The 26,632-nt window shown below is 63.4% G+C and carries 28 protein-coding genes; 8 read left to right on the top strand and 20 right to left on the bottom strand.

What is annotated here, in order from left to right:
* The first annotated feature begins 9 nt into the window (after positions 1-9).
* The 3 genes from JNM03_RS11235 to JNM03_RS11225 are packed head-to-tail and all read left to right on the top strand — an operon-like array spanning position 10 to position 1,782.
* Positions 10-240 carry a lipoyl domain-containing protein gene (locus tag JNM03_RS11235; RefSeq protein ID WP_294036652.1) on the top strand — a complete coding sequence of 77 codons (231 nt, stop codon included), beginning with the start codon at positions 10-12 and terminating at the stop codon, positions 238-240.
* Complete coding sequence (locus JNM03_RS11230) at positions 241-1,026, top strand: SDR family NAD(P)-dependent oxidoreductase (RefSeq protein WP_294036651.1); 786 nt, start codon at positions 241-243, stop codon at positions 1,024-1,026. It abuts the gene before it with no gap.
* Positions 1,027-1,782 (top strand): SDR family NAD(P)-dependent oxidoreductase, encoded by a 756-nt coding sequence (locus JNM03_RS11225; RefSeq protein ID WP_294036650.1) that lies wholly within the window; start codon positions 1,027-1,029, stop codon positions 1,780-1,782.
* Positions 1,783-1,792: 10 nt separating this feature from the next.
* Here the strand turns inward: JNM03_RS11225 and JNM03_RS11220 are convergent, their stop codons facing one another.
* The 16 genes from JNM03_RS11220 to JNM03_RS11150 all read right to left on the bottom strand — a co-directional run bounded on the left by JNM03_RS11220 (position 1,793) and on the right by JNM03_RS11150 (position 16,919).
* Positions 1,793-2,779, bottom strand: a complete 987-nt coding sequence (locus JNM03_RS11220) for an MDR family oxidoreductase (protein ID WP_294036648.1) — start codon at positions 2,777-2,779, stop codon at positions 1,793-1,795.
* 50 nt (positions 2,780-2,829) lie between these two features.
* A complete protein-coding gene (locus JNM03_RS11215) occupies positions 2,830-3,603 on the bottom strand; it encodes an SDR family NAD(P)-dependent oxidoreductase (RefSeq protein WP_294036646.1) in 774 nt (257 codons plus the stop codon).
* 35 nt (positions 3,604-3,638) lie between these two features.
* Positions 3,639-4,769 carry a TonB-dependent receptor gene (locus tag JNM03_RS11210; RefSeq protein WP_294036644.1) on the bottom strand — a complete coding sequence of 377 codons (1,131 nt, stop codon included), beginning with the start codon at positions 4,767-4,769 and terminating at the stop codon, positions 3,639-3,641.
* A gap of 43 nt (positions 4,770-4,812) precedes the next feature.
* The gene (locus JNM03_RS11205) at positions 4,813-4,986 is read right to left on the bottom strand and encodes a hypothetical protein (RefSeq protein WP_294036642.1); all 174 of its coding nucleotides are present in this window, start codon (positions 4,984-4,986) and stop codon (positions 4,813-4,815) included.
* Positions 4,987-5,518: 532 nt separating this feature from the next.
* Positions 5,519-5,842: an SDR family NAD(P)-dependent oxidoreductase gene (locus JNM03_RS11200; RefSeq protein ID WP_238929718.1), complete on the bottom strand. Its 324-nt coding sequence runs from the start codon at positions 5,840-5,842 to the stop codon at positions 5,519-5,521.
* Positions 5,802-6,041: an SDR family NAD(P)-dependent oxidoreductase gene (locus JNM03_RS18965; RefSeq protein WP_367235796.1), complete on the bottom strand. Its 240-nt coding sequence runs from the start codon at positions 6,039-6,041 to the stop codon at positions 5,802-5,804. Before JNM03_RS18965 ends, JNM03_RS11200 begins: the two co-directional genes overlap by 41 nt.
* Before the next feature lie 25 nt (positions 6,042-6,066).
* The gene (locus JNM03_RS11195; RefSeq protein WP_294036637.1) at positions 6,067-6,378 is read right to left on the bottom strand and encodes a 2Fe-2S iron-sulfur cluster-binding protein; all 312 of its coding nucleotides are present in this window, start codon (positions 6,376-6,378) and stop codon (positions 6,067-6,069) included.
* Between the two features lie 17 nt (positions 6,379-6,395).
* Positions 6,396-7,433 carry a phosphotransferase gene (locus JNM03_RS11190; RefSeq protein ID WP_294036635.1) on the bottom strand — a complete coding sequence of 346 codons (1,038 nt, stop codon included), beginning with the start codon at positions 7,431-7,433 and terminating at the stop codon, positions 6,396-6,398.
* A gap of 35 nt (positions 7,434-7,468) precedes the next feature.
* Entirely contained in the window at positions 7,469-8,635 is a 1,167-nt protein-coding gene (locus JNM03_RS11185; protein WP_294036633.1) for an acyl-CoA dehydrogenase family protein, read from the bottom strand.
* A 55-nt stretch (positions 8,636-8,690) separates the two neighbouring features.
* Positions 8,691-9,452: a glucose 1-dehydrogenase gene (locus tag JNM03_RS11180; RefSeq protein ID WP_294036631.1), complete on the bottom strand. Its 762-nt coding sequence runs from the start codon at positions 9,450-9,452 to the stop codon at positions 8,691-8,693.
* A 94-nt stretch (positions 9,453-9,546) separates the two neighbouring features.
* Complete coding sequence (locus tag JNM03_RS11175; RefSeq protein ID WP_294036630.1) at positions 9,547-12,156, bottom strand: TonB-dependent receptor; 2,610 nt, start codon at positions 12,154-12,156, stop codon at positions 9,547-9,549.
* Positions 12,157-12,191: 35 nt separating this feature from the next.
* Positions 12,192-13,748: an AMP-binding protein gene (locus JNM03_RS11170; protein ID WP_082819806.1), complete on the bottom strand. Its 1,557-nt coding sequence runs from the start codon at positions 13,746-13,748 to the stop codon at positions 12,192-12,194.
* On the bottom strand, positions 13,745-14,350 hold the full coding sequence (locus JNM03_RS11165) for a histidine phosphatase family protein (protein ID WP_294036628.1): 606 nt from the start codon (positions 14,348-14,350) through the stop codon (positions 13,745-13,747). Before JNM03_RS11165 ends, JNM03_RS11170 begins: the two co-directional genes overlap by 4 nt.
* Before the next feature lie 3 nt (positions 14,351-14,353).
* On the bottom strand, positions 14,354-15,106 hold the full coding sequence (locus tag JNM03_RS11160) for an SDR family oxidoreductase (RefSeq protein WP_062900797.1): 753 nt from the start codon (positions 15,104-15,106) through the stop codon (positions 14,354-14,356).
* A complete protein-coding gene (locus JNM03_RS11155; protein WP_062900798.1) occupies positions 15,103-16,269 on the bottom strand; it encodes a cytochrome P450 in 1,167 nt (388 codons plus the stop codon). The genes JNM03_RS11160 and JNM03_RS11155 overlap by 4 nt, the downstream gene beginning before the upstream one ends.
* The gene (locus JNM03_RS11150; RefSeq protein WP_294036624.1) at positions 16,266-16,919 is read right to left on the bottom strand and encodes a TetR/AcrR family transcriptional regulator; all 654 of its coding nucleotides are present in this window, start codon (positions 16,917-16,919) and stop codon (positions 16,266-16,268) included. The genes JNM03_RS11155 and JNM03_RS11150 overlap by 4 nt, the downstream gene beginning before the upstream one ends.
* A gap of 151 nt (positions 16,920-17,070) precedes the next feature.
* Here JNM03_RS11150 and JNM03_RS11145 point away from each other — a divergent pair, with 151 nt between their 5' ends.
* From JNM03_RS11145 to JNM03_RS11130, 4 genes are read left to right on the top strand one after another with little or no spacing between them, the layout of a single operon-like run.
* Positions 17,071-17,841: an SDR family NAD(P)-dependent oxidoreductase gene (locus JNM03_RS11145; protein WP_202988371.1), complete on the top strand. Its 771-nt coding sequence runs from the start codon at positions 17,071-17,073 to the stop codon at positions 17,839-17,841.
* Positions 17,842-17,862: 21 nt separating this feature from the next.
* Positions 17,863-18,987, top strand: a complete 1,125-nt coding sequence (locus JNM03_RS11140; RefSeq protein ID WP_294036619.1) for a phosphotransferase family protein — start codon at positions 17,863-17,865, stop codon at positions 18,985-18,987.
* Positions 18,984-19,460 carry a hypothetical protein gene (locus JNM03_RS11135; RefSeq protein WP_062900802.1) on the top strand — a complete coding sequence of 159 codons (477 nt, stop codon included), beginning with the start codon at positions 18,984-18,986 and terminating at the stop codon, positions 19,458-19,460. The genes JNM03_RS11140 and JNM03_RS11135 overlap by 4 nt, the downstream gene beginning before the upstream one ends.
* 20 nt (positions 19,461-19,480) lie before the next feature.
* Positions 19,481-20,911, top strand: a complete 1,431-nt coding sequence (locus tag JNM03_RS11130) for an aldehyde dehydrogenase family protein (RefSeq protein ID WP_062900803.1) — start codon at positions 19,481-19,483, stop codon at positions 20,909-20,911.
* Positions 20,912-20,965: 54 nt separating this feature from the next.
* Here the strand turns inward: JNM03_RS11130 and JNM03_RS11125 are convergent, their stop codons facing one another.
* The 3 genes from JNM03_RS11125 to JNM03_RS11115 all read right to left on the bottom strand — a co-directional run bounded on the left by JNM03_RS11125 (position 20,966) and on the right by JNM03_RS11115 (position 23,554).
* Complete coding sequence (locus tag JNM03_RS11125) at positions 20,966-21,814, bottom strand: hypothetical protein (RefSeq protein WP_062900804.1); 849 nt, start codon at positions 21,812-21,814, stop codon at positions 20,966-20,968.
* Positions 21,815-22,091: 277 nt separating this feature from the next.
* Positions 22,092-22,400, bottom strand: coding sequence for a hypothetical protein (locus tag JNM03_RS11120; protein ID WP_294036614.1), 309 nt, complete (start codon positions 22,398-22,400; stop codon positions 22,092-22,094).
* Positions 22,401-22,672: 272 nt separating this feature from the next.
* Complete coding sequence (locus JNM03_RS11115) at positions 22,673-23,554, bottom strand: 3'-5' exonuclease (protein WP_294036612.1); 882 nt, start codon at positions 23,552-23,554, stop codon at positions 22,673-22,675.
* Between the two features lie 189 nt (positions 23,555-23,743).
* Between JNM03_RS11115 and JNM03_RS11110 the strand changes: the two genes are divergently transcribed.
* Entirely contained in the window at positions 23,744-24,028 is a 285-nt protein-coding gene (locus tag JNM03_RS11110) for a hypothetical protein (protein WP_294036610.1), read from the top strand.
* A 94-nt stretch (positions 24,029-24,122) separates the two neighbouring features.
* On the opposite strand, the gene JNM03_RS11105 is transcribed toward JNM03_RS11110, so the two are convergent.
* Positions 24,123-26,612, bottom strand: coding sequence for a MobA/MobL family protein (locus JNM03_RS11105; protein WP_294036680.1), 2,490 nt, complete (start codon positions 26,610-26,612; stop codon positions 24,123-24,125).
* Between the last annotated feature and the right edge of the window lie 20 nt (positions 26,613-26,632).

Below are 26,632 nucleotides of genomic sequence, written 5' to 3'. Positions count from 1 at the left end.
AATCTCCCCATGGCAGTCGAAGTCTTGTTGCCCAAGATCGGATTCTCGATGAACGAAGGCGAGTTGGTAGAATGGCTGGTCGCCGACGGCGGTCAGGCGATCGAGGGCCAGCCGCTCTATGCGCTCGAGAGCGAGAAATCGACGCAGGAGGTCGAAAGCCCAGCGACTGGCACCTTGCGGATCCACGCCGCGATCGGAGAAACCTATCAGGTCGGTGCCGTGCTGGCGGTCATCGAGTAGATGGGGCGGCTCGACGGCAAGGTCGCCCTGATTTCCGGCGCCGCGGGCGGGCTCGGGGCGGCCCAGGCCGAACTGTTCGCCCACGAAGGCGCGCGTGTTGTCGTCGGCGACATCCAGATCGAGGCGGGGCAATGCGTCGCCGACCGGATCCTCACCACCGGCAATCAGGCCGCTTTCGCGCCGCTCGACGTTACAAGCGCCGATAGCTGGCGTCAGGCGGTGCGCTTTGCCGCCGAACGGTTCGGCGGACTGACCACGCTCGTCAACAACGCCGGCATTTTCCGCATGGGCGGGGTGCGCACCACAACAGCCGATATCTGGTCCGACGTGATCGCGGTCAACCAGACGGGCACTCTTCTCGGCATGCAGGCCGCTGCCGCAGAGCTGCTCAAGGCCCCCGGCGCGGCGATCGTCAACATCGCCTCGATCTATGCGATCACCCCCAGCCCCGACGCGCTGTCCTATCACGCCTCCAAAAGCGCGGTTCGCATGATGAGCCGTGCGGCCGCGCTCGAATTCGCCCGGCAGGGCATCCGGGTCAACACCATCCTTCCCGGCCGTATCGACACACCCATCGCCGGAGACATAGCTCCGGAGCAATTGGCGGCGGTCAACGCGCGAATTCCGATGGGCTGGACGGGCGACCCCATCGATATTGCGCACGGTGTCCTCTATTTCGCTTCAGACGACGCGCGCTATGTTACAGGGGCCGAATTGATCATCGACGGCGGTTGGTACGCCGGCGCCGGATCGATGATTGATGCACCGGATCCGAAGGGAAGCTAGATGGAGATCGACGGCGTTGCCGCCATCGTGACGGGCGGCGGATCAGGCCTTGGTGCGGCAGCGGCTCGGTTGCTGGCTGCGCGTGGAGCCAAAGTTGCGATCCTGGATCGCGACGCCGTCGCCGGAAAGGCGAACGCGGCGCAAACCGGAGCGCTGTTTTCCGAATGCGACGTCACGTGCGAAGCAAGCGTAAAGGCCGCGCTGGATGCAGCCGAGGGGCGGCACGGCATTGCGCGCATCCTCGTCAATTGTGCTGGAATTTCGGACCTTATCAGGACCGTCGATGAAAGCGGAGCGCCCCATCCCCTCGACGCCTTCCGGCGGATCATCGACATCAACTTGATCGGGACATTCAACACCCTGTCTCAGTTCGCTGCGCGGCTGTGTACGGCGGACCCGATCGGCGAAGAGCGCGGCGTGATCGTCAACACATCGTCCATTGCCGCCTTCGACGGCATCGCCGGGCAGGCCGCCTATGGCGCCTCGAAGAACGCGATTGTCGGCATGTCGCTTCCCATAGCGCGCGATCTGGCTCCCTATAAGATCAGGATCGTCGCGATTGCACCGGGGACGTTCCTCAGCCCCATGGTCGAAGCGTTGCCGCAACACTATAAGGACGCGCTCGCCGCCAGCGTCCCGCACCCTAGCCGGCTGGGTCGAACCGACGAGTTTGCGAATTTGGTCGAGGCGATTATCGCGACGCCAATGTTGAACGGCTCGTGCATCCGCCTCGATGGCGCCGCCCGCCTGCAGTAATCCCCACGATTTAGGTCCGATTGACATCCACAACGGTACGCCCGCGAATCTGTCCGGCCAGCAGACGAGGCGCCCGCTCGATGACGTCCGCCAGACCAATCTCTTCGACCATGGTTTCCAGCTTCGTGATATCGAGATCCTTCGCAAGCCGCGACCACGCCTCTTCGCGAACCGGGATCGGTTGCATGACGCTATCGACGCCTGACAATGTGACGTTGCGCAGAATGAAAGGATACATCGTCGCAGGAAGGTCGATCCCCTGCGCCAGGCCCGTCGCGGCGACGATCCCGCCATATCGAATGCCCGCAATGACATTGACGAGCGTATGGCTGCCCGCCGTGTCGATCGCGGCGGCCCAGCGTTCGGATTGGAGGGGCGCCCCGGCCTCCGCCAGCGTCGCGCGATCAATCAGATCCACGGCGCCAAGAGCTCGCAGATAGTTCGCTTCCTGCGGGCGCCCTGTGGATGCGACCACCTTGTAACCAAGCTTGCTGAGCAGCGAGATTGCGATGCTGCCGACGCCACCGCTGGCCCCAGTGACCAGGATATCGCCGTCACCCGGACGGACGCCATGTTGCTCCAACCGCAGCACGCACAGCATGGCGGTATAGCCCGCCGTACCGATCGCCGCCGCCTGCCGGGTGGTGAATGTGTCGGGAAGACGGACCAGCCAGTCGCCCGCGACCCGTGCGCGCTGGGCCAGGCCGCCCCAATGCCGTTCGCCGAGCCCATAGCCGTTGAGAACGACCTTGTCCCCGGCAGCCCAACGGGGGTCGTCGCTCTGTTCCACGACGCCGGCGATATCGATACCTGGCACCATCGGAAATGCGGCAATCAGCGGAACGTCGGAGGCGATCAGGAGCCCGTCCTTGTAGTTCATCGTCGAATAATCGACCTTGAGAGTCACGTTACCCTCCGGGAGCGCTCCATCATCGACGTCGCAGAGACGCGCGATGGTTCGGTCGTCCTTGCGGTCGATCAGGATGGCGTTGAACATGGGATAGCTCCTTGGGGTTTCTGGTAAGACGAATGACAATCCGGGACAGTTCAGGCGGCGGTATATCCACCGTCGACGATCAACGCACTGCCCGTCATGTAGCTTGCGGAATCGCTGGCAAAGAACAGGATCGGTTCGGCGATCTCTTCGGGCGTGGCGAGGCGGCCGACCGGAATATGTGCAAGGATGTCAGCGGTGAATTTGCCGCCCTCCTCCTCGGGCATGGTGCCGATCGCATTGCTGACAAGCGGCGTGTCGGTGTAGCCCGGATGCACCGAGTTCACGCGGATGGGATATCCCGCGCGCGCGCAATGCAGCGCGGCATTGATCGTTAGCAGCTTAACCGCGCCTTTGGACGCATTATAGGCGGCAAGGTGCGGTTCCCCGACATTGCCCGCGATCGACGCGACATTGACGATCGCCCCGCCCCGCACCTTCATTGCGGAAATGGCGGCCTGGGTGCCCAGAAATACGCTCTCGACATTGACCTTTGACGTCCGTTGCCACTCCTCGATCGTCTGGTCCTCGATGTTGCCGATGATCGCGATCCCCGCATTGTTGATCAAGACATCGACATGGCCGTGCTGCGCAACGACATCCCCCAGCAGCCGCGGCCAGGCGGCGGCGTCCGTCACATCCTGACGCACGCCCGTCACCTTGCCGCCGTCCTGCTGCAACTGCGCGACCAGATCGGCAAGTTCATCGTCGAGAATGTCGGTCGCAACGACCGTCGCGCCTTCGCGTACGAAGGCGGTGACGGTCGCGCGGCCAATGCCGCGCGCCGCACCCGTCACCACGACCACCTTGTCGCTCAATCCCTTCATCGTCTTTTCTCCAGATGGTCGAACCGCGCAGGCGATCAGAACTTCGCCGTCACTTCGACGCCATAGGTGCGCGGCGTGCCGCGGTTCAGGTAATCAAGCCCGAAGATGTCGATGTTCAGACCATAGCTGTAGTAGAATTTGTTGGTCAGATTCTTGACCCACAGGCTGGCCGCGTAATTGCCATGCTCGAAAGTCAGGCGGCTGTTGACCAGCCAATATCCGGGATTGCCGCAGGTGATCGCGGGACCAGCGGGACGAATGTTGCCGGGTACCCCAGCGCGGTCGCACGGCGACTGGCCGTAATCGCCGAACGGATCGAAATAATATTTCCCGGTGTAGGCAGCGTCGCCGCGCAGCGTCAGCTTGTTGTCGCCGCTATCCAGGACGTCCCAGTCAAAGCCGGCCGAGAAAGTTGTCCGCGGCGCGTTCGGAAAGGGATTTCCGTTGACGTTGCGGGTCGGACTCGACGGATCGGTGGGGTCGATCACATTGCCCTTATACTTGCTGCGCAGCAGGCTCATCGAGGCATCGAACCGCAGATTGTCGGCTGCCTGGATCGTCAGCTCCGCCTCGCCGCCATAGAGACGCCCGTTGGCACTGCGCGTGAAGGTGGTCGCACCGATGACCTGCGTCACCTGATGATTCTTGTAGTCATAATAGAAGCCCGCAAGATTCAACTGCACCCGGCGGTCGAAGAAGCGCATCTTGAGCCCGCCTTCATAGGCGTTGATCTGTTCGGGCTGAATATAATAGACTTGATTGGTACCCTGATAGGCGAGCCCGTTGAAACTGCCGCTGCGATAGCCGCGACTGTAGTTGAGGTACCCCATCATATCGTCGGCGAAATTATAGCTCAGATTGACCCGGCCCGTCAGGCGATTGGCCTTTTCCTTTTGTTCCAGCGCCGGGACGCTCGCGTCATACGGAAAGGTATAGGGAATGGTGCTCGCCCGGATGGTTCCACCCAAGTCGTAAAGGACCGTCCGACCGTTCAGATATTTGACCTTGTCCATCGTGTAGCGCAGCCCGACGCTGAGCGTCAGCGCGTCGGTAATGTCATAGCTGCCGTCGATGTAGATCGCGGCTGACGGGCGCTTGATCGTATAGCGTTGTTCGCCGCTGGCTCGCCGCAGCTTCAGGCCACACGAAAAGGCCAGCCCGCGCAAGGTGCGAGCTGGCCTTTCGTGGATCGGAGCGGGAAGACCCGGCTTACTGGCCCTTCTTCTCGACCTTCTTCACGCTGTGGGTGGTCGCCTTCTTCACCGGCGCCTTGGTCGTGGCGGCCTTCTTGGCCGGCTGCGCGGCAGGCGCGGCGGCGAAAGCGGACCCGGCAATCGCGAACGACAGGGCGGCAGCGGCAGCAAGCTTGGCATAGTTACGCATTGGTTCGACTCCTAGACAATGATCGCCCCCATGATGGGAGTTGCCTGGATGAACCGATCCGTTGCCAGGGTCAGGGGGATGGACTGGACCGGCTCATCCGACGCCCCCCTTATGCGCGCCCTACCCTGCCCGCGCGATGACGGCCGGATTACATATTGGTCATCTTGCGCAATCGGGACAATGAGGCAGCGACCGCATCGAAGCGCCCCGCCCGACGACTATTATCCGACCGCCGCGAAAACAACGCAAAGAGGAAATGAATAATGATGGTGCACCCGAAGTGAGAGTGATGGGCACTCAAATCACTGGGAAGTTTTGGTAGCGCGGTGCTGATTGGTTATGCTGACAATGATTTCCGCCATAGACCGGTAAGCCTCAACCCTTCACCATAGAGCCCTTTAGGAGCCGGGCATGGCCTGCCCTCGTCGATACTTACTGAAGTTATGGAACCCACCCCGGGTGGTCGATTGTCGCGTTCCTTGCGATACGCTCCACGCAATCCACTGAAATATCATACTGCTTCGCCGCTTCACTAATGACTCGCTGCTGACCACTTAGACCATAGACATCCTCCAACAGCACAAAAGTTTGGAATAACCGAGCGTATCAGCACGACGCGTCCGGACCCTGTTGAGCCTATGTCGCTGGCCACCATACGCCGCGCGCCCTCGCGCACCGTCAAAAAGACACCGCGCAGGTTCACGCTCACCGTGAGATCGAAATCGTCGACCGAAAGCCCGAGCGCGCTTCCAGCGGGACTGACGCCGGCATTCGCGATGACCGTGTCGACGACACCGAATGAACGCTCTGCCGCGTCATAAGCGGCAATGGTGGAGTCTTCGTCGGCCACGTCCATACCCGATCGCGATTGCCTCGCCCCCTGACTTGCGAATATCCGCCCAAAGTTCGTCAAGTCGTTCGGTTCGCCGGGCGGCCGCAATCACCCGTGCGCCCGATCGGGCAAGCAAGGTCGCAAAGCGGCGCCCGATCCCTGACGACGCGCCGGTCACCAGGGCAGTCCGGCCGGTCAGATCGAAAGTGAAATTTGCATGCATGCGCCAGCCTCGTCCTTCCTCACGGTCAATCTTCGGGAGCGATGCGTGCGCGCTTGATGGTCGATTCGGCCAGCCGGACCTGGCACGCGAGGCGCGACTGGCTTGTTCGACAACCGGTCGAATCGAGGAGGTCGTCCTCGTCCGCCGACGGCTCGGACAAATCGCCTCCGGACTCTTCGATATAGACATGGCAGGTCGCGCATGAGCAGCAGCCGCCGCACATCGCGAGCATTTCATCGACGCCGGCATCGCGAATGGCTTCCATCAGCGAATATTCGGGATCGGTGTCGATGATCCGATCGCTGCCGTCGCGCAGGACGATGATAATCTCTGGCATATCTGTTTCCTCAAATTTCAGGCTGACAATGGGTCGCGTCCGGGCCGCGTCTGCGCGACCGCTAGGGCAGCGAGGTCGGGAAAGGCCCGCGCGCGCTCATGCGCTTCTGCCGACGAGGCGGTGCCCCGGATGGCCCGCCCCTTGATCCCGTGGAAGATCGCAGCAAGGCGGAAGAAGTTGAACGCGATGGCGAACGCATAGTCGGTGTCGGGCATGCCGGTTCTGCGGCAATAATCGCCAACATACCGGGCTTCGGACGGAATGCCGAGCGCCTCTAGATCGGCACCCGCAAGCCCTGCCACGATGTGCGGCGGCATCCGGTACATCATCGCATGATAGGCAAAATCGGCCAAGGGATGGCCGAGCGTAGACAATTCCCAGTCGAGAACTGCCACGATCTGCGGTTCGGTCGGGTGGAAGATCATATTGTCGCATCGGAAGTCGCCATGGACGATGGCCGTTGCATTACTTTCCGGAAGATGGGCCGGAAGCCACTCGAGCATATAGTCCATATTCGGATCGCGCCCGGCGAGATCGTCGGCGAGATATTGTTTGGACCAGCGACCGATCTGCCGTGCGAAATAGTCGCCGGGTTTGCCGTAATCGCCGAGTCCCACCGCTAATTGATCGATCGCGTGAAGCCGGGAAATTGTCTCATTCATCGCATCGAAATAGGCGGACCGTTCTGCATGCGGAACAGACGGGAATGTCGCGTCCCAGAAGATCCGGCCCTCGACCATTTCCATGATATAGAAGGGCGTCCCGATAACAGTCGGCTCCTCGCATAACGCGAAGATATGCGGCACGGGAAAGCCGGCCGCCTTGAGCGCCGTCAGCACGCGAACTTCGCGTTCGATGGCGTGAGCGCCAGGGAGCAGCGGCCCCGGCGGCTTCCGCCGGAGCACATAATGCGCGCACGGCGTGCAGAGCCTGTAGGTAGGGTTGGACTGACCGCCTTTGAAACGCTCTATACTGAGCGGCCCCGAAAAACCGTCGACATGCAAAACCAGCCAGTCGCGCAAGGCCGCTTCGTCGAAGGCGAAACCGTCGCGCACAGCCGCCGTGCCCGCCCCGTGCTCGCCTCCCACACTCACAAGCCAGCCTTCCAGTCGCGCTTGATCTTCTTGGCGAGGCTCCATTTGTGGACTTCAGTCGGGCCGTCATAGATGCGGAAGGCACGGACTTCGCGGAACACCTGCTCGACGATCGTCTTGTCGGTGACCCCGGTGCCGCCCATCACCTGGACGCAGCGGTCGGCGACGCGCATCAGCGCTTCCGACACCGCGACCTTTGCCATCGAGCTTTCGACGGTGCCGAGCGAGCCGGTGTCGAGCACGCCAGCGCACCAGTCGATCATCAGTTCGGCCTGTTTCAGGTCGATCATATTTTCGGCGAGCATGAAGCCGACACCTTCATGGTCGATCAGCGCCTTGCCGAACGCCTCGCGGCGGTTGGCATAGTCGGTCGCAATCTCGTGCGCGCGGATGCACGCGCCCAGCCAGCGCATGCAGTGCGACAGGCGCGCAGGCGAGAGACGGACCTGCGCATAACGAAAGCCTTCGCCCGCTTCGCCCAGCATCTGGTCGGCCGGAATGCGGAGGCTATCGATAGTGATCGTTGCGTGGCCGCCGGGCATCGAGCTGTCGATCGTGTTGGGTACGTCGTCGATGCGGATCGCGGGGTCCGGTAGGTCGACGAGGAACATGCAGGCGCCCTGTTCGGACTTCGCCATCACAATGCCCACCCGCGCGCCCAGCGCGCCGGTGATGAAGGTCTTGCGGCCGTTGACGACCCAGTGATTGCCGTCGAGGTGGCACGTCGTTTTCATCATCGACGGGTCAGATCCTGCGCCGCCCTCTTCGGCAGGCTCCGTCATGAAGAAGGCCGAACGGACGCTGCCTTCGACCATAGGCTTGAGAAACCGCTCCTTAAGTTCCGGACTCCCCTCCTTGCCCAGCAGATACATATTGCCCTCGTCGGGTGCCATCGTGTTACAGGCGAGCGGGCCGAGCGGCGACAGGCCGCTCTTGATCAGCACGACCGCGGTCTCGCGCTGGTTCAAATGACCGCCGTCGCCCAGGATATGCGGCGTCAACACCCCGGCGTTGCGGGCATGTTCGCGCATTTCCATCACGAGGTCGTCGGTCGGTGCGCCATGATGGTCGCGGCGCGGATCCTTCTCATAGGGAACGACGGTTTCGCGGACAAAGGTTTCGACCTTCGCGGCGATGGCGAGGGCGCGGTCAGAGATACTCATCGGCTATTGGCTCCGATCCTAATTGATGGGGTGGTTGCGGCATGCCGTGCTGGGGTCACATCGCCGAAAGTCCGCCATCGATCACTAGCTCGGCACCCGTCACGAAGCTTGCTTCGTCCGAACAGAAATAGAGCGCGGCGTTCGCGACATCGCCAGGCACGCCGACACGCCCGAGCGGAATCTGGCGGGCAAGCTTGGCCAGGACATCTTCGCGCGCCTGCCCCGCCGTCAGCCCGTCGAGCAAGGGTGTGTCGATGAAGGTCGGATGGAGCGAATTGCAGGTGATCTTGCCGCCCATTTTGGCGCAGTGTAGCGCGACCGACTTGGTCAGGTGACGCACCGCCGCCTTAGCCGAATTGTAGGCGGCGAGGTTGCCCGCCGCGACAATCCCCGAAATCGACGAGATATTCAGGATCGCGCCGCCGCCGCTCTGTCGCATCAGCGGCAGGCAGCTGCGCATGCCATAGAAGACCCCATCGAGATCGATGGCGTGCGTCCGCTTCCAGTCCTCGATCGAGATTTCTTCGACCGAACCCGTCAAGCAGATTCCGGCGTTGTTCACGAGGATGTGAAGTGCTCCGAAGGCGTCCTCTATAACCGGCAAGGCGGCTGCCCAATCGGCCGGATCGGCAACGTCGATCCTCAACGCCACCGCTCCGCCGCCGAAATGGCGAGCAACCTCGCTCGCTGCCGCGAGATTGACATCGGAGACGATCACGCGTGCGCCTTCGTCCGCGAAGCGCCGCGCTATCGCCGCGCCGAGCCCCGATCCCGCGCCGGTGACCAGCGCCACCTTGCCTTCCAGCCTGCCTGTCATACTCTCATTCCCTGATGGTGGCGCGGGGCCGTCTGGCCCGCCCTCCCGTTGCCATTATGCGGCGGAAAAGCGGACTTTCGGTTGCTCCGGATCGTCAGAAGCGCATCGTTGCTTCGACGCCGTAGGTGCGCGGGGCACCGCGAGCGAGATAGTCGAGGTAGAAGGCGTTGAGGTTCAGACCATATGTATAATAGAATTTGTTGGTCAGATTCTTGCCCCACAGCGCGACCGAGAAGCGCTCGTCGAACGTATAAGTCGCTCTGGCATTGAAGAGGACATAGTCGGGATTGCCGCAAGCGATCTCGGGCGTCGCCGCAAGCACCAGCGAACCTGCGGCGGGCTTGTCGCAGGGATTCTGGCCGTAGGAACCGAACGGGTCGAAGAAATATTTACCCATATATTGGACGTCGCCGCGAACCTGGAACTTGTGCGGACCGCTGTCGACCAGCGTCACGTCGACCCCCGCCGACGCAGTCCATTTGGGTGCGTTGGGGAACTGGTTGCCGTTGATGTTGCGTGTCAGGCTGGCCGGATCGGTCGGGTCGATCTTGTTGCCTTTATATTTGCTGTTGAGATAGCCCACCGAGGCGTCGAAGCGGATCGCGTCGGTAGCCTGCAGGGCGAGCTCGGCCTCGCCGCCAAAAACGCGGCCGTTTGCGGCACGCAGGAAGGATGTCGCGCCGATGATCTGGGCGATCTGCTGGTTCGAATAATCATAATAGAAGCCGGCGAGATTGAGCTGGAGCTTGTTGTCGAGCAGTCGCGTCTTCAACCCGACCTCATAGGCATTCACCTTCTCGGGATCGAGGAAATAGACCTGGCTCACATCCTGATAAGCGAGTCCGTTATAGGTGCCCGAACGATAACCGCGGCTGTAGCTTGCATAGCCCATCACATCGTCGCTGAACTTATAGTCGACGACGAGGCGCCCGGTGAGTTCGCCCGAGGATTCCTTCTGGTTCAACGCCGGAAGGTTTGGATCATCGGGCGAACTGTAAGGGACAAGGTTAGCGATCGGGGTCACCCCGTCCAGCCCGAAGAGGACCGTCCGCGCATTCTGATATTTCACCTTGTCCCATGTGTAGCGCAGGCCAAGCGTGATGCTGAGCTGATCCGTGACATCCCAGACCGCCTCTCCATAAATGGCGGTTGAGGGCCGCTTGAGCGTGAAGCGCTGGTCTCCGGCGATCGGTCCGAACGGTGGGGCGCCCGCCGCGAAGCAGGCGTTCTGCGCCGCAGTCCCGCCAGCCGTATTCGTCGCGGCCACGTCGGCGTTGAACGCGATCAGCGTGCGCGCGTCGAAATAGCCTGCGGGGTTGATCACGACGGGAGCGCAGAAGCCCGGGTCGGTCGGGGTCAACGACGGGTCGAGCGCAAAGGCCGGTAGCGTCCGCAGCGAATTGCCGACCGCGATCGGGATATTGCCATAGTTTCCGGGCAGGCCGAGCCCCGAAAGGATCGGGCGCAGAAAGCCGAAGAAATCGGGCTCATTGTGCGTGTCGATCTTGTCCTGGCCATAATAGAGACCACCGATCAGTTTCAGCCGGTCGCCGTCATAGGTCAGGCGCAGGTCCTGGTTGAAACTCTTGCTCGCGCTGTCGTAGCGGATCGCGCAGATATTGTTCGGCGAGCCGTCGCAATCAAACGGAGCGAGGCGATAGCGGCCGACATCATAGCCGGTGATCGAGGTCAGGGTGAGGTCGTTCCCGAGTTCGGCCTCGATATTGAGCGACAGCCCTTTCGACCGGGTAAAATATTCGCCGCCGGTATCCGACTGGACCTCGTTTCGCTTCAGCAGCCGACCCCCGAGTTCGGGCCTGGGATCGAAGCGCGAATAGCCCCCGGCGTCGGTGCGGCCCTGAAGATAGCCGATACCATAGGGCAGATCCTGCCGCGGGTCATTTTTGGCATAATAGGCCTTGAGGTTGATATCGATCGTATCGACCGGCTTGAAGCGAAGCGAGATGCGGCCCGCGATCGAATCGGTGGTGCCGAAGTCCACGTTCTGTGTCGGATTGAACGTATAGCCATCGCCCTTGCTTCGCGTGAAGGCGGCGCGAATGCCCGCCTTGTCCTCAGCGAGGGTCAGCTCGACCGCGCCCTCGGCCTTGATCGTGTCATAATTGCCGTAGCCGAGCGTCAGATAACCGTTGTTGCCCGAGAGATCGGGCTTGCGGGTGATGAAGTTGATCGCGCCGCCCGTCGTATTGCGGCCGTAAAGCGTGCCCTGCGGCCCGCGCAGGACTTCGACGCGCTCGAGATCATAAAGCTGCTGGCCGTGGCTCGCGCGGAAGCTCTGATAGACTTCGTCGACATAGACCCCGACCGGAGATGCCGTCGAAGCCGAAAACTCGTTGGCGACCGAGATGCCGCGGAGCGAGAAATTGGGCTGCGTATCCGAATAGGCCGAGGTCACCTGGATATTGGGCAGGCTGCCCATGAGGTCACTCGTCTCGCTGACCCCGCGCGCCGCGAGATCTTCGGACGAGAAGGCAGAGATGGCGGCGGGAACATCCTGAAGATTCTGCGACCTCTTCTGGGCGGTCACGACGATGTCGCTGAGCCCGCCCGCGCTCGTCGTTTCGTCGGTCGTAGCGGCATCCTGCGTCGCCGGTGCGTCCTGCGCCCCCGCCGGGACGGCCGCGAGCGCAATCATGCTCCCGGCGATGAAAAGGGCGGTTTTTCTGGTATTATTATAAGTCATTTTCGCTCTCCCTGAAAATGTTCGTCGAAATCTCGTCAGCTGCCCCCGTCTCGTGCGGGCGCCGACATTCGAAGGTCGATCATGCGTCCGGCTTCCCGGCTCGCGTCGCGCAGCTTCTGCTTGTGGATCTTGCCGGTTTCGGTCCGGCCGACGCTTTCGAAGCGCCAGAGGCGCGGGCGCTTCGGCCCGGCGAGGGTCGCTGCGATGTCGGCGGCGATCCGCCGCGCGAGTTCGATGTCGTGCGGCCCCGTCGCGGCGTCGCTCTCGACGAGAACCGCGACGACTTCGCCGAGATCGGAGTAGGGAAGCCCGAAGACCGCGCAGTCGCGCACCGCGGGATGCTCGATCAGCGCCGCTTCGACTTCGCTCGGATAGACATTCACACCGCCCGAGATGATGGTGAAATTCCGCCGGTCGGTGAGGAACAGAAAGCCGTCGTCGTCGACATGGCCGATGTCGCCCATCGTGGCCCAGCCGTGCGCGTCGAGCGCGCCGCGCGTCTTCTCGGGATCATTGTGATATTCGAGCCCGGCCTTGCCCTCGAAATAGACGGTGCCCGTCGTTCCGGGCGGCACTTCGCGACCATCGTCATCGAGAATATGAATCGTGCAGCCGAAGGCCCGTCCGACGCTGCCCGGCCGGGCGAGCCATTCGGGCGAGCTTATGTGCGTAAAGCCAACGCTTTCGGTGCCCGAATAATATTCGTGGAGGATCGGCCCCCACCAGTCGATCATCGCGCGCTTCACCGAAGGCGGGCATGGCGCGCCGGCATGGATCGCGCAGCGGTGCGACGACAGATCCTGCGCCGCCCGCGCATCCCCGGGCAACGCGAGCAGACGCGAGAACATCGTTGGCACCCACTGGCTGTGCGTCACCCGCTCGCGCTCGATCAGACCGAGCGCTGCGGCGGCATCGAATTTCTCCATGCCGACAAGTTTGGCGCCGGCGCGCAGCAGGTTCATCGCGAAGCGCAGCGGGGCCGCGTGGTAGAGTGGCGCGGGCGACAGAAAAATGGTGTCGGCATCGAAGCCGAACAGGGCCGCGCCGCGCTCGACGCGGCGGCCGTCGCTGCCCAATTCTTCGCCGGCCAGCGGACGGCGCACGCCCTTGGGCCGGCCCGTCGTTCCCGAGGTGTAGAGCATGTCGCCGCCCTCGATCGCGGGCGGCGGCGAATGGTCGCCAGGCGCCGCGGCGAGAGGCGGTAAGCCGCCGCCATCGTCGAGGCCGTAGCGTCTGAGGTCGAGGCCCTCCGAGGCCGCCGCGCCAAGCGCGGCGAGGTCGGGCGAAGCGATCAGAACGCGGGCCCCGCTGTCCTCGAGGATGTAGCGCACCTCTCCGGGGGTCAGCCTGGTCGGGATCGGCAGAAAATAGAGACCCGAACGCTGCGCCGCCCAGGCAAGTCCGAGAAATTCGGGCCGGTTCGAGACGAGCAGCGCGACGACATCGCCCTGCGATAGTCCTTCGTGCCAAAGCAGCGCGGCGACGCGCGCGCTGAACCGGTCGAGATCGCCGTAGGTCCAGCGCCGCGCGCCGAAGACGAGCGCTTCGCGGTCCGGGTCGCGCGCGGCGATCGCGGCGGGCGACCAGTTCATGCCGACGCGCCCGAGAACCGGCCCGACAAATGCGCGGTCTCGTTGACGCTAACGACCGCGAGGCGATCGAGCGATGAGCCGGCAAGCCGCGTGATCGATCCATAATCGGGCAGGAAATGGCCCATGCCGTCGAGGCCGAGCGCCTGCCCGAGCAGGATATTGATCGGAAAACCGTGGGTGAAGATCGCGACGGTCTCGAGGTGGCGCCGCGCGAGGAGATCGGCGTAGGCGTCGAGCGTCTCCGAACGGAAGCGCTTCGGGTCGATCCCGAAATAGCCGATCGGATCGCCAAGGAAGCGGCGCCATTCCGCCTCGCCGCGTGCCCGGATGATCTCGGCATTGGCATAATCGACCCCGTAACGATCGACTTCGCCGAGATTGGCGATCGCCTCGGGAACAATAGCGAGCCGGTCGGCGAGCGGCTGCGCGGTCCCCGCGGCGCGCGCCATGCCGCTATGAAAGATGGCATCGACCGCGGTTTCGGCAAGATATTGGCCGACATGCCCGGCCTGCTCGCGGCCGAGCGCCGACAGCGGCGGATTGGCGGGGGTAGCACCGGCCTGGGTTTCGGGCTTGCCGTGGCGGACGAGGATCAGCTTCATCGTTCAGCCCCGCCCCGCCAGCGTGCGCAGCGCATGAAAGCCGCCATCGACCTTGAGATCGACGCCATTGACCCAGCTCGCGCGCGACGACAGCAGGAAGAAGATGGCCTGGGCGATTTCCTCAGGCCGGCCGTGACGGCCCGTGAGGGCTTCGGCCGCGGCGATCCGGTCCGCGCCCATCGAGCTGCGGAAATCGGCGAGGATCGGCGTCTCGACCGGGCCCGGACTGACGCAATTGACGCGAATCCGGCGCGAGCTGAAAGCGGCCGCCTCATGGAGCATCCAGCGGTTGAGCAGCGCCTTTGAATGTTCGTAGGCCAATGTCCCGTCGAGGGTCGAAAGCTCGGCCTGCAATTCGCGGGGCCCGAGGCCCAGAAGCCAGTCTTTCGCGGCATCGTCGAGCGAACAGCGCGCAGCCGTGATGCTCGACACGGCGACGATGCTCGCGCCCTCGGCCAGCCGCCCCGCCAGCGCGTCGGTCAGTTGCCGCGGCGCGAGCAGGTTCACCGCGAGCACCGCCGCCGTCGGCGCCGTCCCGGGCAAGCCGGCGACATGCGCGATAGCGGCAAGCGGCCCATCGATCTGCTCCGCCGCGCGGGCGATCGCTTCGGACGAGGCAAGGTCGCAGACGATGTCACAACCGGGCCCCGCGGCGCGGTCGAGACCGATCGGCCGATACCCCGCGTCGACGAGGTCGCGGTAGAGCGCGCGGCCGATGCCGCTCGCCGAACCCGTGACAAGGATCGTGCCGCTCATTGCCAGCGCACCTTCATCGCCGACCAGCCGGTAAACCAGTTGGACGGCAGCCGCTCGGGATCGCCGACGAGCTCGATCGTCTCAATATGGCGTCCGAGCGCTTCGAACAGCAGCCGTGTCTCGAGCCGCGCGAGATGCGCGCCGAGACAGAAATGCGGTCCGATCCCGAAGCCCATATGCGGGTTAGGCTTGCGGTCGAGAACCAGTCTGCCCGCTTCGCGGAACATTTTCTCGTCGTGATTGCCGCTCGCGAACCACAGGACGACCTTGTCGCCTTTCGCGATCGCCTGCCCGGCGATCACCGTGTCGGCCGAGGCCGTGCGGCGCATGTGCGTGACCGGCGAGACGAAGCGGCACATTTCCTCGGTCGCGGTCGGCAGCAGTTCGCCATGATCGCGCAGGAGCGGATAATCGCCTTGCCGCACCAATTGTGCGAGACCGCCGGTAACGAGAAAGCGCGTCGTCTCGTTGCCGGCGATGGTCAGCAGCATGAAATAGGCGTCGAGCAGTTGCTGCGGCTCTTCGCCCTCCGGAAAATCGGCCTCGACAAGCAGGGTCGCAAGATCGTCGGCGGGCTGCCGGCGCTTCAATGCGCCAAGGTCACGGAAATAGTCGAAGAGATGCTGGCGTGCACCCGCCTGCTCCGCGTCGCTCGCATTGACGTCGGACATCAGATTGGCCGAGTCGACGAGCGCCGGCGCTTCCTCGGGGGGCACGCCGAGCATGTCGGCGATGACGAGCATCGGCAGCCGGACCGCGATGCGATCGACAAAATCGAAGGCCTCACCGTGCGGCGCCGCGAGCACCAGTTCCTCAGCGATGCGCGCGAATGCCTCGGTTCGCCGCTCGACCACCGAGCGCGACAGGCCGGGCATGACGATCGAGCGCAGCCGCGAATGGAGCGTGCCGTCGCTGTTGTGGACGCTGGGCGCCCCATGGCCTTCGGCGCGGCGATCCTTGATCTGGGTTCCCTGCCCCGAGATGAAGAGCTGACCCTCGCGCGCCGCCGCCGAGATGTCCGCGTAACGGACGAGCGACCAGAAGCCCGGTCCGTCGGGCTCCTGGTTGAAAGCCAGGCCCTCCCTGCCACGCAGGCCGCGAAACAGCTCATGCTCGCGCGAACTCTGGAAGGGCGCGATATCGAGGAGATCGACCGGGCTCATGCCGTCGCTCCGCGGATCGTCCGATACCAGATCAGGGCGCAGCTGCGACCGAGCCGCTCGATGGTTGCCGCATCGGGATCATCGACCGCAAGCCCGATCTCGACATAGGCAAGCTGTTCGGTAAGCGCACTCAGCCCCGCCGCGACCATCGCGGCGTCGTCGAGTGGAGGAATCTCGCCGCTCGCGACGAGCTGATCGAACCAGCGATGCGTTCGCCCGACATAGCGGTTGCGAATCTTGAGCCACATTTCGCGAAACTCGATCTCGTCGTTCCGCGCCGCGACTTCGCGCGCCACGCGAAGCAGTTTCCGGTTCTGCGAATATTCGCGGAAGAACTGGATATTGCGCCGCTCGAGCTGCGCAAGGGTGACCGCGCCATCCTCGCCCACTTCGCGCCCCGAGGTGTGACGGAGCTGCGCATTCATCCGGTCGAGGACCGCGACGAGGATCTCGGCCTTGTCCTTGAAGTGTCGATAGAAGAGGCCGTGGCTCACCCCGGCCTTGGTGTTGATGTCGACGACGCGGGTCGCTTCGTAACCACGCTGCCCGAAGACCTCGGTCGCCGCATCGAGCATGCGCTCACGAGTCGCTTGCCCCTTGGGGGTGGGCGGCAGCGCCTGCTCAGCCTTGCTGTTTGGATCTTGCTCCATCGGCACCCTCGATTCCATTCATCCATTGTCTTTTCGACTTGCACTCATAGTGCAAGAATGTAAAAGTGATGTCAATGTCACTTTTACATTGCCGAGCCAAGCGCGCTCCCGGCTCGGAAAGATGGCAAAAACATATAGGGAAGAGGAGAGCATGATGGGCCGACTAGACGGCAAGATTGCCATTATCACCGGCGCGACGGGCGGGATCGGATCGGCGACCGCGCGCAAATTTCTCGGCGAAGGCGCAAGCGTCATGATCGCCGGCCGTGATGCAGGACGACTCGCCGAGGCGGCCGCAGCACTGGGCGAAAGCGACCGCGTCGCGACCTGTGCCGGGCATCCCGCCGAAGAGGCCGATGTGGCGGCGCTCGTTGCGGCAACCCTCGCGCGCTTCGGGCGGCTCGACATCCTCGTCGCCAACGCGGGATCGGAAGGCAGCGTCATCCCGCTGGTGATGGCCGACGTCGAGAGTCTCGACGAGGTGATGCGCGCCAACATCCGCAGCACCTTCCTCGCGATCAAGCATGGCGGGATCGCGATGGCCGAAACGGGCGGCGCGATCGTCACCATGTCGTCGGTGACCGGCGAGGTCGGGGTTCCGGGCATCGGCCCCTATGCCGCCACCAAACATGCGATCCTCGGTCTCACCAAGGTCGCCGCGCTTGAGCTTGCCGCGAGCAACATCCGGGTGAACAGCGTCGCTCCCGCCCCGATCGACAATGCGATGATGCAGTCGATCGAGGAGCAGGCGGCGCCCGGCGATCCCGCTGCCGCGCGCGCGGGCTTTTCTGGGCTGATCGCGATGCGCCGCTACGGCCGCAACGAAGAGGTTGCGAATGTCATCGCCTTTCTCGCCAGCCCCGAAGCCAGCTATGTCACGGGTGCGACCTATGCCGTCGACGGCGGCTTCCTGGCGGCCTGACAAAAAGCGAGGGAAGAGACAATGAACGACACCGAACCCCTGCTCGCCACGCTGCTCGAAGAACGCAAGGCGCGGCGCGGTCTGCCGCCCTATCTTCCGCAGGAGGATCGCGCGGTCGCGGCGCTGCTGCAAAGCTGGTACGATGAGCGGGAGCCGGGCGCGAATGTCCGCGACGTCGCGCGCATGGGCGGCGGCGCATCGCGCGAGCAGTTCATCTTCACGCTCGAGCGCGACGGCACCGAACGCCGCTATATTCTGCGCATGGACCCGACCGAGGGCATCACCGAGACGAGCCGTGCGCGCGAATATGAGATATTGCGCGCGTTCGAAGGCACGCTTCCGGTTCCCGCCGCAGTGTGGCTCGACATCGACGCCGACCATTTCCCCTGCCCCGCAATGATCGTCGAGGTCGTTGCGGGTGTGACCAAGCCAACCTCGGACCAGCTTTCGGTGACGGGTCTCGGCACCATATTGGGCGATCCACTTCGCGACATCATCCGCCCGCAATTCCTGGGGCATCTGGCGACCATCCACAATTTCGACTGGAGCACGGCCGATCTGCCCTCCTTTACCGCGCCGACGGACGATCCCAAGCAGCCGACGCGCTGGCTGATCCAGTTCTGGAAGGAATTGCTCGAGCAGGATGCGGTGACCAAGGAGCCCGTGCTTCGCCTCGCGACGCAGTGGCTCGAGGATAATGTGCCCGACTGCGAGAAAATCTCGGTCGTCCACGGCGACTATCGCACCGGCAATTATCTCTTCGAAGAAGCTGACGGCCGGATCACCGCGATCCTCGACTGGGAGATGTGCTACCTCGGCGATCTCCACGCCGATCTCGCCTGGGCGATCCAGCCGGTGTTCGGCAGCCATATCGACGGCGTCTTTCGCGGCAGCGATCTCGCCCCGCCCGCACAATTCCTCGCCGAATATGAGGCCGCGAGCGGCAATCGAGTCGATCCAGCAAAGCTGCATTATTTCACCATGTTCAACGCGTGGAAGAGCTACATCCTCGTCGCCGCGCTCGGCGTGCGCGCCGCGCGCCAAGCGCATAACCACCAGGATGTGCTGCTCACCTTCCTTGCCGCGACCGGGCCGTTGTTCGTCGACGAGCTGGCGCGGCTCCTCATGATGGAGGAAAGCCAGTGAACCCCTCGGTCGACGATCGCCTCAACAGCGTGCTGCGCGCGCTGCAGTCCGTGGTGTTGCCCGCGCTTCCCGAAAGCGCCAATCTCGCGCGCGAGCAGATCATGCTCGCCATGGGGCATATCCAGATCATCCAGGCGCAGCGCGACGCGACCCCCGCCCATGAGGCCGGGGAACTCGCCGACATGTCCGATATGGCCCGCGAGATGCTGGCGATCGCAGGGGGAGGCGAACCCATCGCCGCCGCCCGCGCCGCCCTCGCCGCCCGGCTCGCCGACGAGGATGGCCTGTCGCGCGATCGCGCCGAGGCGATCCGCGAGGCGATCGACGCGCTGCTGCGCACTGCGCACGCAGGCGGTGAACGCGATTATCACCGCCGCCTTGCCGCAGCGATCCTGCCGCTTGGCCGCGCACGCGCGGCCAAAGACCGCGCCTGGTTCGCCCCGATGGGCTTCGACAGCGAGATGAGCGCGTGAGCGCAAATGGAGAAATGGGCATGACGATCGATCGCGATTTCCGAATGCTGATAGGCGGACAGCTGGTGCCGGGCGCGGCACAGCTGGCGGTGGAAAATCCCGCGACCGGCGACATTTTCGCCGCAGCCCCCGACGCGTCGCCGACCGATCTCGACGCCGCGGTCGCCGCGGCGCGTGCCGCCTTTCCGGGCTGGCGCGATACACCGGTCGAGGCGCGCCGCGAGGCGATCATCGCGCTCGCCGACCGGCTGATCGCCGAAGTCGAGCCGATGAAGCGGCTGCTTACCCGCGAGCAGGGCAAACCGCACAAGGATGCCGCCGAGGAATTGCTGGGCGCGGCAAGCTGGCTCAAGGCGGCAGCGAGCCTCGACATTCCCGTCACGGTCAACGAGGACAGCGCCGAGCGCTACAGCGAAACCCGGCACGTCCCGATCGGCGTGGTGGCGGCGATCGCGCCGTGGAACTATCCGCTGATCCTCGCCTCGTTCAAGCTCGGACCGGCGCTGCTCGCGGGCAATTGCGTTATATTGAAGCCCTCGCCTTTCACTCCGCTCACCGCGCTGAAGCTCGGCGAACTAGCCGCCGACATTTTCCCGGCGGGCGTGCTCAATGTGATCAGCGGCGGCGATGCGCTCGGCCCCTGGCTCACCAGCCATGCCGGGATCGACAAGGTCAGCTTCACCGGCTCGACGGCGACGGGCAAGAAGGTGATGGCCGCAGCGTCGGACACGCTGAAGCGCGTGACCCTCGAGCTTGGCGGTAACGACCCCGCGATCGTCATGCACGATGTCGATGCCGAGGCGATCGCCGAGCAGATTTTCTGGGCTGCGTTCGGCAATGGCGGGCAGATCTGCATCGCCTCGAAGCGCATCTATGTCCACGAACAGGTCTATGATGCGCTGCGCGACGCTCTCGTCGCCTATGCCCGCACGGTAAAGGTCGGCGACGGGGCCGAGCTGGGCACGCAGATCGGACCGGTCAATAACAGTCTGCAATATAAGCGCGTGCTAGAACTAATCCGCGACGCGCGCGCGCAAGGCTATGAGTTCCTGACCGGCGGCGAGGAAGCGCCGGGGACCGGTCATTTCATCCCGGTCACAATCATCGACAATCCCCCCGAAGATAGCCGTATCGTTCAGGAAGAGCAGTTCGGCCCGGTACTGCCGCTCCTCAAATTCGGTGATTATGACGAGGCAATTGCGCGCGCCAACGCATGCGAATACGGCCTTGGCGCAACTGTCTGGGGGGCGGACGAAGACTCCGCCTGGGCGCTGGCCGAACGGATCGAGAGCGGCAATGTATGGGTCAACGAAACTCGCCACCTCTCGCCCTTCGTAGCTTTTGCCGGACACAAGCAATCGGGGTTTGGGGTCGAGAATGGCCAAGAGGGGCTTCTCGAGTACCTTCTGCCTAAGACGATCACCCGCAAGCGCGCGCCGGGTAGTCAATGAGCCGCGTAGCGGACCAGCATTCGGTCCGCTACGCGCCAGCAACGCAGGACGATATCAGGCCGCCATCGCCCGACGACCTGCCTCGACAAGAAATCGTCGTCGCCGCGCTTGCAGTTCGGCGACGTAGCCACGCCCCTCGCGTAGCTCGATTATCCGCCGAAGGAGGCGATCCGTCGCGACGTCGATATCGGCGCGCCCGTCATGGCACCGCCGCCAGCGTGCAAGCAGCCATGCGACGCCAATCGTATCGCTTTCGCAGGCTTCCTGAACGGCATCCCACGCGCCCGCGTAGATGAACCCCGTGACCGCGAACGCCGGCGCGGTCATCTTCGCCGGGATATCGAGCACAGCCAAGACCTCGGCGAGATGGATCGGCTTCATTTTGAACCCACCGGTCACGATGCGAGCGAAGTCGAGGTGGCGAGCCGGATCGTTGCCGCCGAAAGACAGCCAGCGCCAGCCACGGGGAAGAGTCAGGCCATGCTTGTAGGCCGCCATCATGATCAACGGAATGTCGTGCACCATCCCCGCCCACGTCACGAGCTCGGCGTCTGGCCAGGTCTGCAGCAGCTGGAACAGCCCGGCCACGATCGCACGCTCGTCATGGTCCGGCTGGCTCAAGGTCACGAACTGCGCGATATCCAGATTACCGTCGGCATGCTCTGTCAGCACCATGACAGAGGCGGTGACGATGGTCTGGAACACCCAGCGCGGACAGGTCAACGGATCTTCGCTGCGCGTATAACCGCGGCGCGCAGGCTGACTGTTGTCGTTACCGGGGCTATACCGTTCCGTGGCCTGGTAACGGCGGTGGCCGCTTTCATCGATGACGGCGGACTCGACGTCGAGCACAATATAGGAGCGCGGTCGGCGTTCAACGCCGATACGGGGTTCGTATTTCACAGATATTTCCTTGGAATGCGCGGCAGGCTCGGCCTGCCGCGGTGCTCAGTGGTTTTGAGAATGATGGGTGCCGGCACCGGCCCCGATTATTTGTCGCTGGAGCGCGGCTGGGACGTGTGCGTCTTGATACGCGTGCGCGTCGCGGCGGCGACGCGTGCTATGCGGGCCAAGGCTCGACAATGTCCGCCCGCGATGTCGGAGGGCGCTCCCGCCAGACATTCGAACGCGCCATCGCTGCCCAGCCGGATCGTAACTTTCCCGCATTCCGACACCAATATCACCGGCGCATTGCTGTCGCCCGACCAGGGTCGGCATCAAAAGTGTGGATCAAATGCTGGTTGCGCATAACTGCCAGATACTCACGCGGCCCGGACTTGCCGGTGTGGGACTGACCTGCATAAATGATGTCCTGGTCCCGATCCATCGCGCGGAGAACCAGTTCGCACACGATGCCGCCGTCGATCGCGCCACCGGTGCCGAATTCAATTGACGGGGTAAGCTTGTGGTCTGCCGGAAAGCCCATTTCGTGGCGCAGAGCCCAGGCGTGTTTCTGTTGCCGCAGCGCCTTTATCGTGGTGTCGTTCATGCTATCTTCCTTACTCTTGGGTGACGGCCGCTTTGGCCGGAGCCTTTTTCCGCTCTCTCACGGTGCTCAATTCCGCCGCATCGGCGGTGGCTTGCGCCTGTCGGCGCCATTCGATGGCCGCAGGCCGTCGATTTACTGGATGTTCAAAATTTGCGGCTAAGCCGCTCTCTGAAGGAAGAGATTGCGACCTCACCTTCATGCGAAGCGTCGCGGCATAACGACGCTCGCTGGCCTCGCTGCTCGCGCGACCAGAGCAGCGAGGCCCTCCCCCTTTATCGATAACGGGTGTGCCAGCTGAGCTGGGTCACGCGCGGTGTTGCGCGGAGCTCGGCATCGCGCGCGAGCCACAGGGCTTCCGCCTCGTGCGCCGCTTCGGCGATCTCGCGCCACCAGACCTTCTCGCGCGCATCCCAGCGATAGCCGCGCGCCTTGAGGAGATGGCGTTTGTCGAACGGCGCGCCCGTCGCTTCGAACCGCAGCGACGGCTGCGCTGCCCGAGCGATCAGCTCTGCCATGAGCGGCCGCACGCCGTCCGGACGATGTGTCAGCAGATGTGCGAGACTGATCACATCGGCGTCCGCCCGATGCCCGGTGGTGAAGTAGCCAATCTGCATCAGGAGGTGACCGAGTTTGGCGCCATCGAATCCATGCGCCGCCCAATCAATCTCGCGCATCGAACAGGCCCAGGCATGCCCCTTGATCCCGGGCAACAAGCGTTCAACGATTGGAGCGTCGTAGGCAGAATTGTGCGCGACAATCAGGTCAGAGCCGCCGAGCAGCGCTTCCCAGCGCGGCACGTTCAGGCCCCTCCCCGCCACGTCGTCGTCCGATATTCCGGTCAGCCGCTGCACCTCGGCCGGGATCGGAATGCCGGGATCGCGCAAGCCGCGCCGGGTTTCTTCGACAGCACGCATTTCTCCAGCGTCGTCGACCAGCACGACCGCGGCGGCGATTTCGATGACCTCGGCGGTCTGGACATCGACCGAGGTTGCTTCCGTATCGACGATCGCGATGCGCCGTGTGGACCCGATTGGGGGTCCGCTATTCACAAGTTCGGAAATCGGTCGCATGCGGCGGAGGATGCGGACATCCTCGCGTGACGCGCAGAGACGTAGCGCCGCCTCGAACGAGGCGGCGGCGTTATGGGTGGTCATGGATTTGCTCCTGCTTGCTTACCGCCGAGCGGAGGCGAGGCTTTTCCTCCCCTCTTCACCCGGCTGCAGGAGACGCAGTCGCAGCAGCTTTTCCATCCCGGTCACATGCGTATGCCGTCAGACGGGAAACGGACTTTTAAGTTCGAATGCCGATAAGCGCGCGGACACCGAGGAGTTGGACGACAAGCAATGGCTATGGACCACCGATCATTCGCACCGCTTTCGAGCGATCACGTCAGCCCCACCCTCAAGATGCTGGAGGCGGACCGAGAGAGTGACAATCCTCGCTATGCGATCCACGAGCCGGAAGCCGCCTGCACCGGTTGTCCGATCGCTGTGTGGTATTTGGCGGGCGAAGATCTGGAGTGCTTCTGCCCTGCCCTTCATCAAGTCGTATGGGGCGGCAAAAGGGCAGCGATCAAGCTTTGCGACGCCCGCGAGCAGGAAATCGTACAGCGCCAATCCCTAGGGTGAGCGGCGACAGAGCCTGAATGGGCTCGCCTAAGCATCATGCCGACATGGCAAAGACCACAGTGACGCGAGCCGGTCGATCAGATCCAGATCTTGCCTACCGTCCAAAATCTTTGTCCGGCGGGAACGGGCGGCCGCCCTCCCTTGGCTGTTTTTGGTCAGGCTTTCGTTCACTTGGCGAACCCAATGCGCTGGATGCATCCGGCATATCAAGTCGCCGTGAGCGGCGCCATCGAGCATCATGCTTTTTGCGCGCATCGGCTGCTGCAACCAGTATCTGTTCGTAGGACGACAGCCTTCGCCGAGGCGACGCAGCGCTGCTGGACCGTTCGGCTGCAGGAGAACGACCGTCTCCGGGAATACCCACGCCGACCGTCGCTGATCGATAAGGCGTGACGGCAGATATTCCATTAGATTGTGCAGGAGACGGAAGAGTCGCGGCGACCGGCCTATTTTGGGGCTGGGGCGGCGCGTCCGCCAGACGTTCCAATGCCGCCTGCACCATTGGTTCTTCTTCCCATGCTCGCAAAAGATTGCGAATTTGAAGCGGTGCGCTTTCAGTCACCGACCACTTGTCGTCGACCTTGCGGATGCTGTCCGGCGACGACCTGCAGTATTGCGAAATTTGGGACATTTCACTCCTCTGCCGCTGCAGAATTTCCTGAACAGCGCGCTCGAGTTCTGTCGGCGGGATTGCGGAGGGCTCGAGCCCATGGCGATTAAGCATCAGCGGATTCCACACTGGCTTTCCGTTGTTGATCGCGATGTAGCGCCGCTTAATGCGAAGCTCCTGCAGCAAATCATTCCATGCGCGCTGGTGCTGCGCCTGGTAGGTCTCCGCCGCCGCTGCCGCTGCAATATCTGCAGCACGTCGACGATCATTACGATGGCGCTCGGAGAGAGCGGCGCGGCGCGCATTTTCGTCCATAGCCTGCACACGCGCGACCTCGGATGCATCGAGCCGCGATGTATCCAGCTGTAGTCCGAGCTTGCCAGTCTGGTATGGCGCGACTTTCGCCCCGAGCAAAACCGAGCGACCCGCTTCATTGGCGGCAGTTGCGGTGGCAGCCGCAGTGACCAGCCGATTCTGATCCAGCCGCTGGCGTATAGCCCCGAGCTGGGTCACCGCCTGATCGACACCTGTGCGGCGCGCTTCCAATAAAATCCGCTGCGCTATCATCCGTCGGACGGTGGCCGCGATGCTCCGCACGTTGGCGCTACGGCTCATTGGCACGTTATGAGCGGCCCTTGCCTCGATCACCGTTCGGACACTGGCAGCGCCCGACGCAATGTCGCGGACGATTGCGACGTCCGGTAAGGGGCGGCGACGCGAGGGAATAGTGACGGCGCGAATACGTCTCGTAAGTTCGGCGAGCGTATCGCGCTGCGCGGCAAGATTGCGCCGTCTCGCCGCGATCTCGACGCTACGCGCCAGCAGCGCGGTTTCACGCTCGGCTAGGACAAGTTTTTTGGCGGTGCTGTCGGTCGCGACGCCCAACTCATTGAGCGTCACAATGCGAGCGTTGCTTTCGATCACCGCGACTGTTTCGCCGCGGTCAAATGCCGCCATGCGTTGCGGCCCCACCCGCTCCTGGCGCTGGGCATTCAAACCGCGCGCCTGATAGCTGAGATGCGTGAAGCGTGTTGCTAGGCCCGCGTGGCGACAGGCTTGATTCATATGCGCCGCGCAGAGTGCGCGCAGCCGGAACAGGCCCGCCTTGTCGGTAAGACCGTTGACCTTCTCCTCCGCGACGTCCCACTGATAGGATTCGGTGCGTTCGCAGGGCCGGGTCGAAAACACGATATGGGCGTGAACATTGCGCTGATCGCTCAATTCGTCCGGCACATGGAGAGCGGCAGCGTAGGCCAAACCGAGCCGACCAAAAGTTCGTTCGCAGAACTCGTATACGAACGAACGGCGCTGCCCGGCACTCAGTTCATGCGGCAAGTTCAGCACCACACGATACTGGACCTTGGCGTTGGCCCGATAGCCTTCCTCGACGGCCTCCAGCATGCGCCAGGCCGCTTCGATTTCTTCGACGCTCTCACCCATGTTGCTGATCGGATGGGCCAACTGAACATCGCCCTCTTCGAGCGACCCATCGCGAAAAATATACTCAACGTGGGCTGCGGCAAGGCCGGAACGCCAACCCTTCGAGTTGAAGCCCTTGTAGGTGACGTTCATATAAAGCGCGACACGGCCGCGAGCATCGATCAGCGGGGTTTGATATCGACGTAGCGGGCGAGCAGCGGAAGGCGCCATTTTCGATCTGCTGATTTTACGGTCGGATGCCGATCTGAATGGCGGGCTTTGCATCTTTACCCGAAACGTGCGCCCCCAACCCGGTGCAATGCTTTCGGCAAGCTCGCGCTGCAACGCTCGGTCAGCGATGGCGTAAGCTCTTTCGGCCCCGGCCTCGCGCCTGCGCCGCATCGTGGCAACGCGATTGATCGCGCCTGCGATCGTGCGGTCCGCTGCCATCAATCGGCGCGCGGTGCGGTTCGGCGCCATGAGCATGGCGAAGGCCCGCGCATCGGCTTGGGCCATTACGCCATCTTCGCCGATCAACTGCATGCTTTGCGCCATTTTGCTCACTTGAAAGAAGG

Source organism: Sphingopyxis sp. (assembly GCF_016793825.1).
Lineage (GTDB): Bacteria > Pseudomonadota > Alphaproteobacteria > Sphingomonadales > Sphingomonadaceae > Sphingopyxis.
Note: the sequence above shows the minus strand (reverse complement) of the source record. Positions and strands in the feature narration are given on the sequence as shown.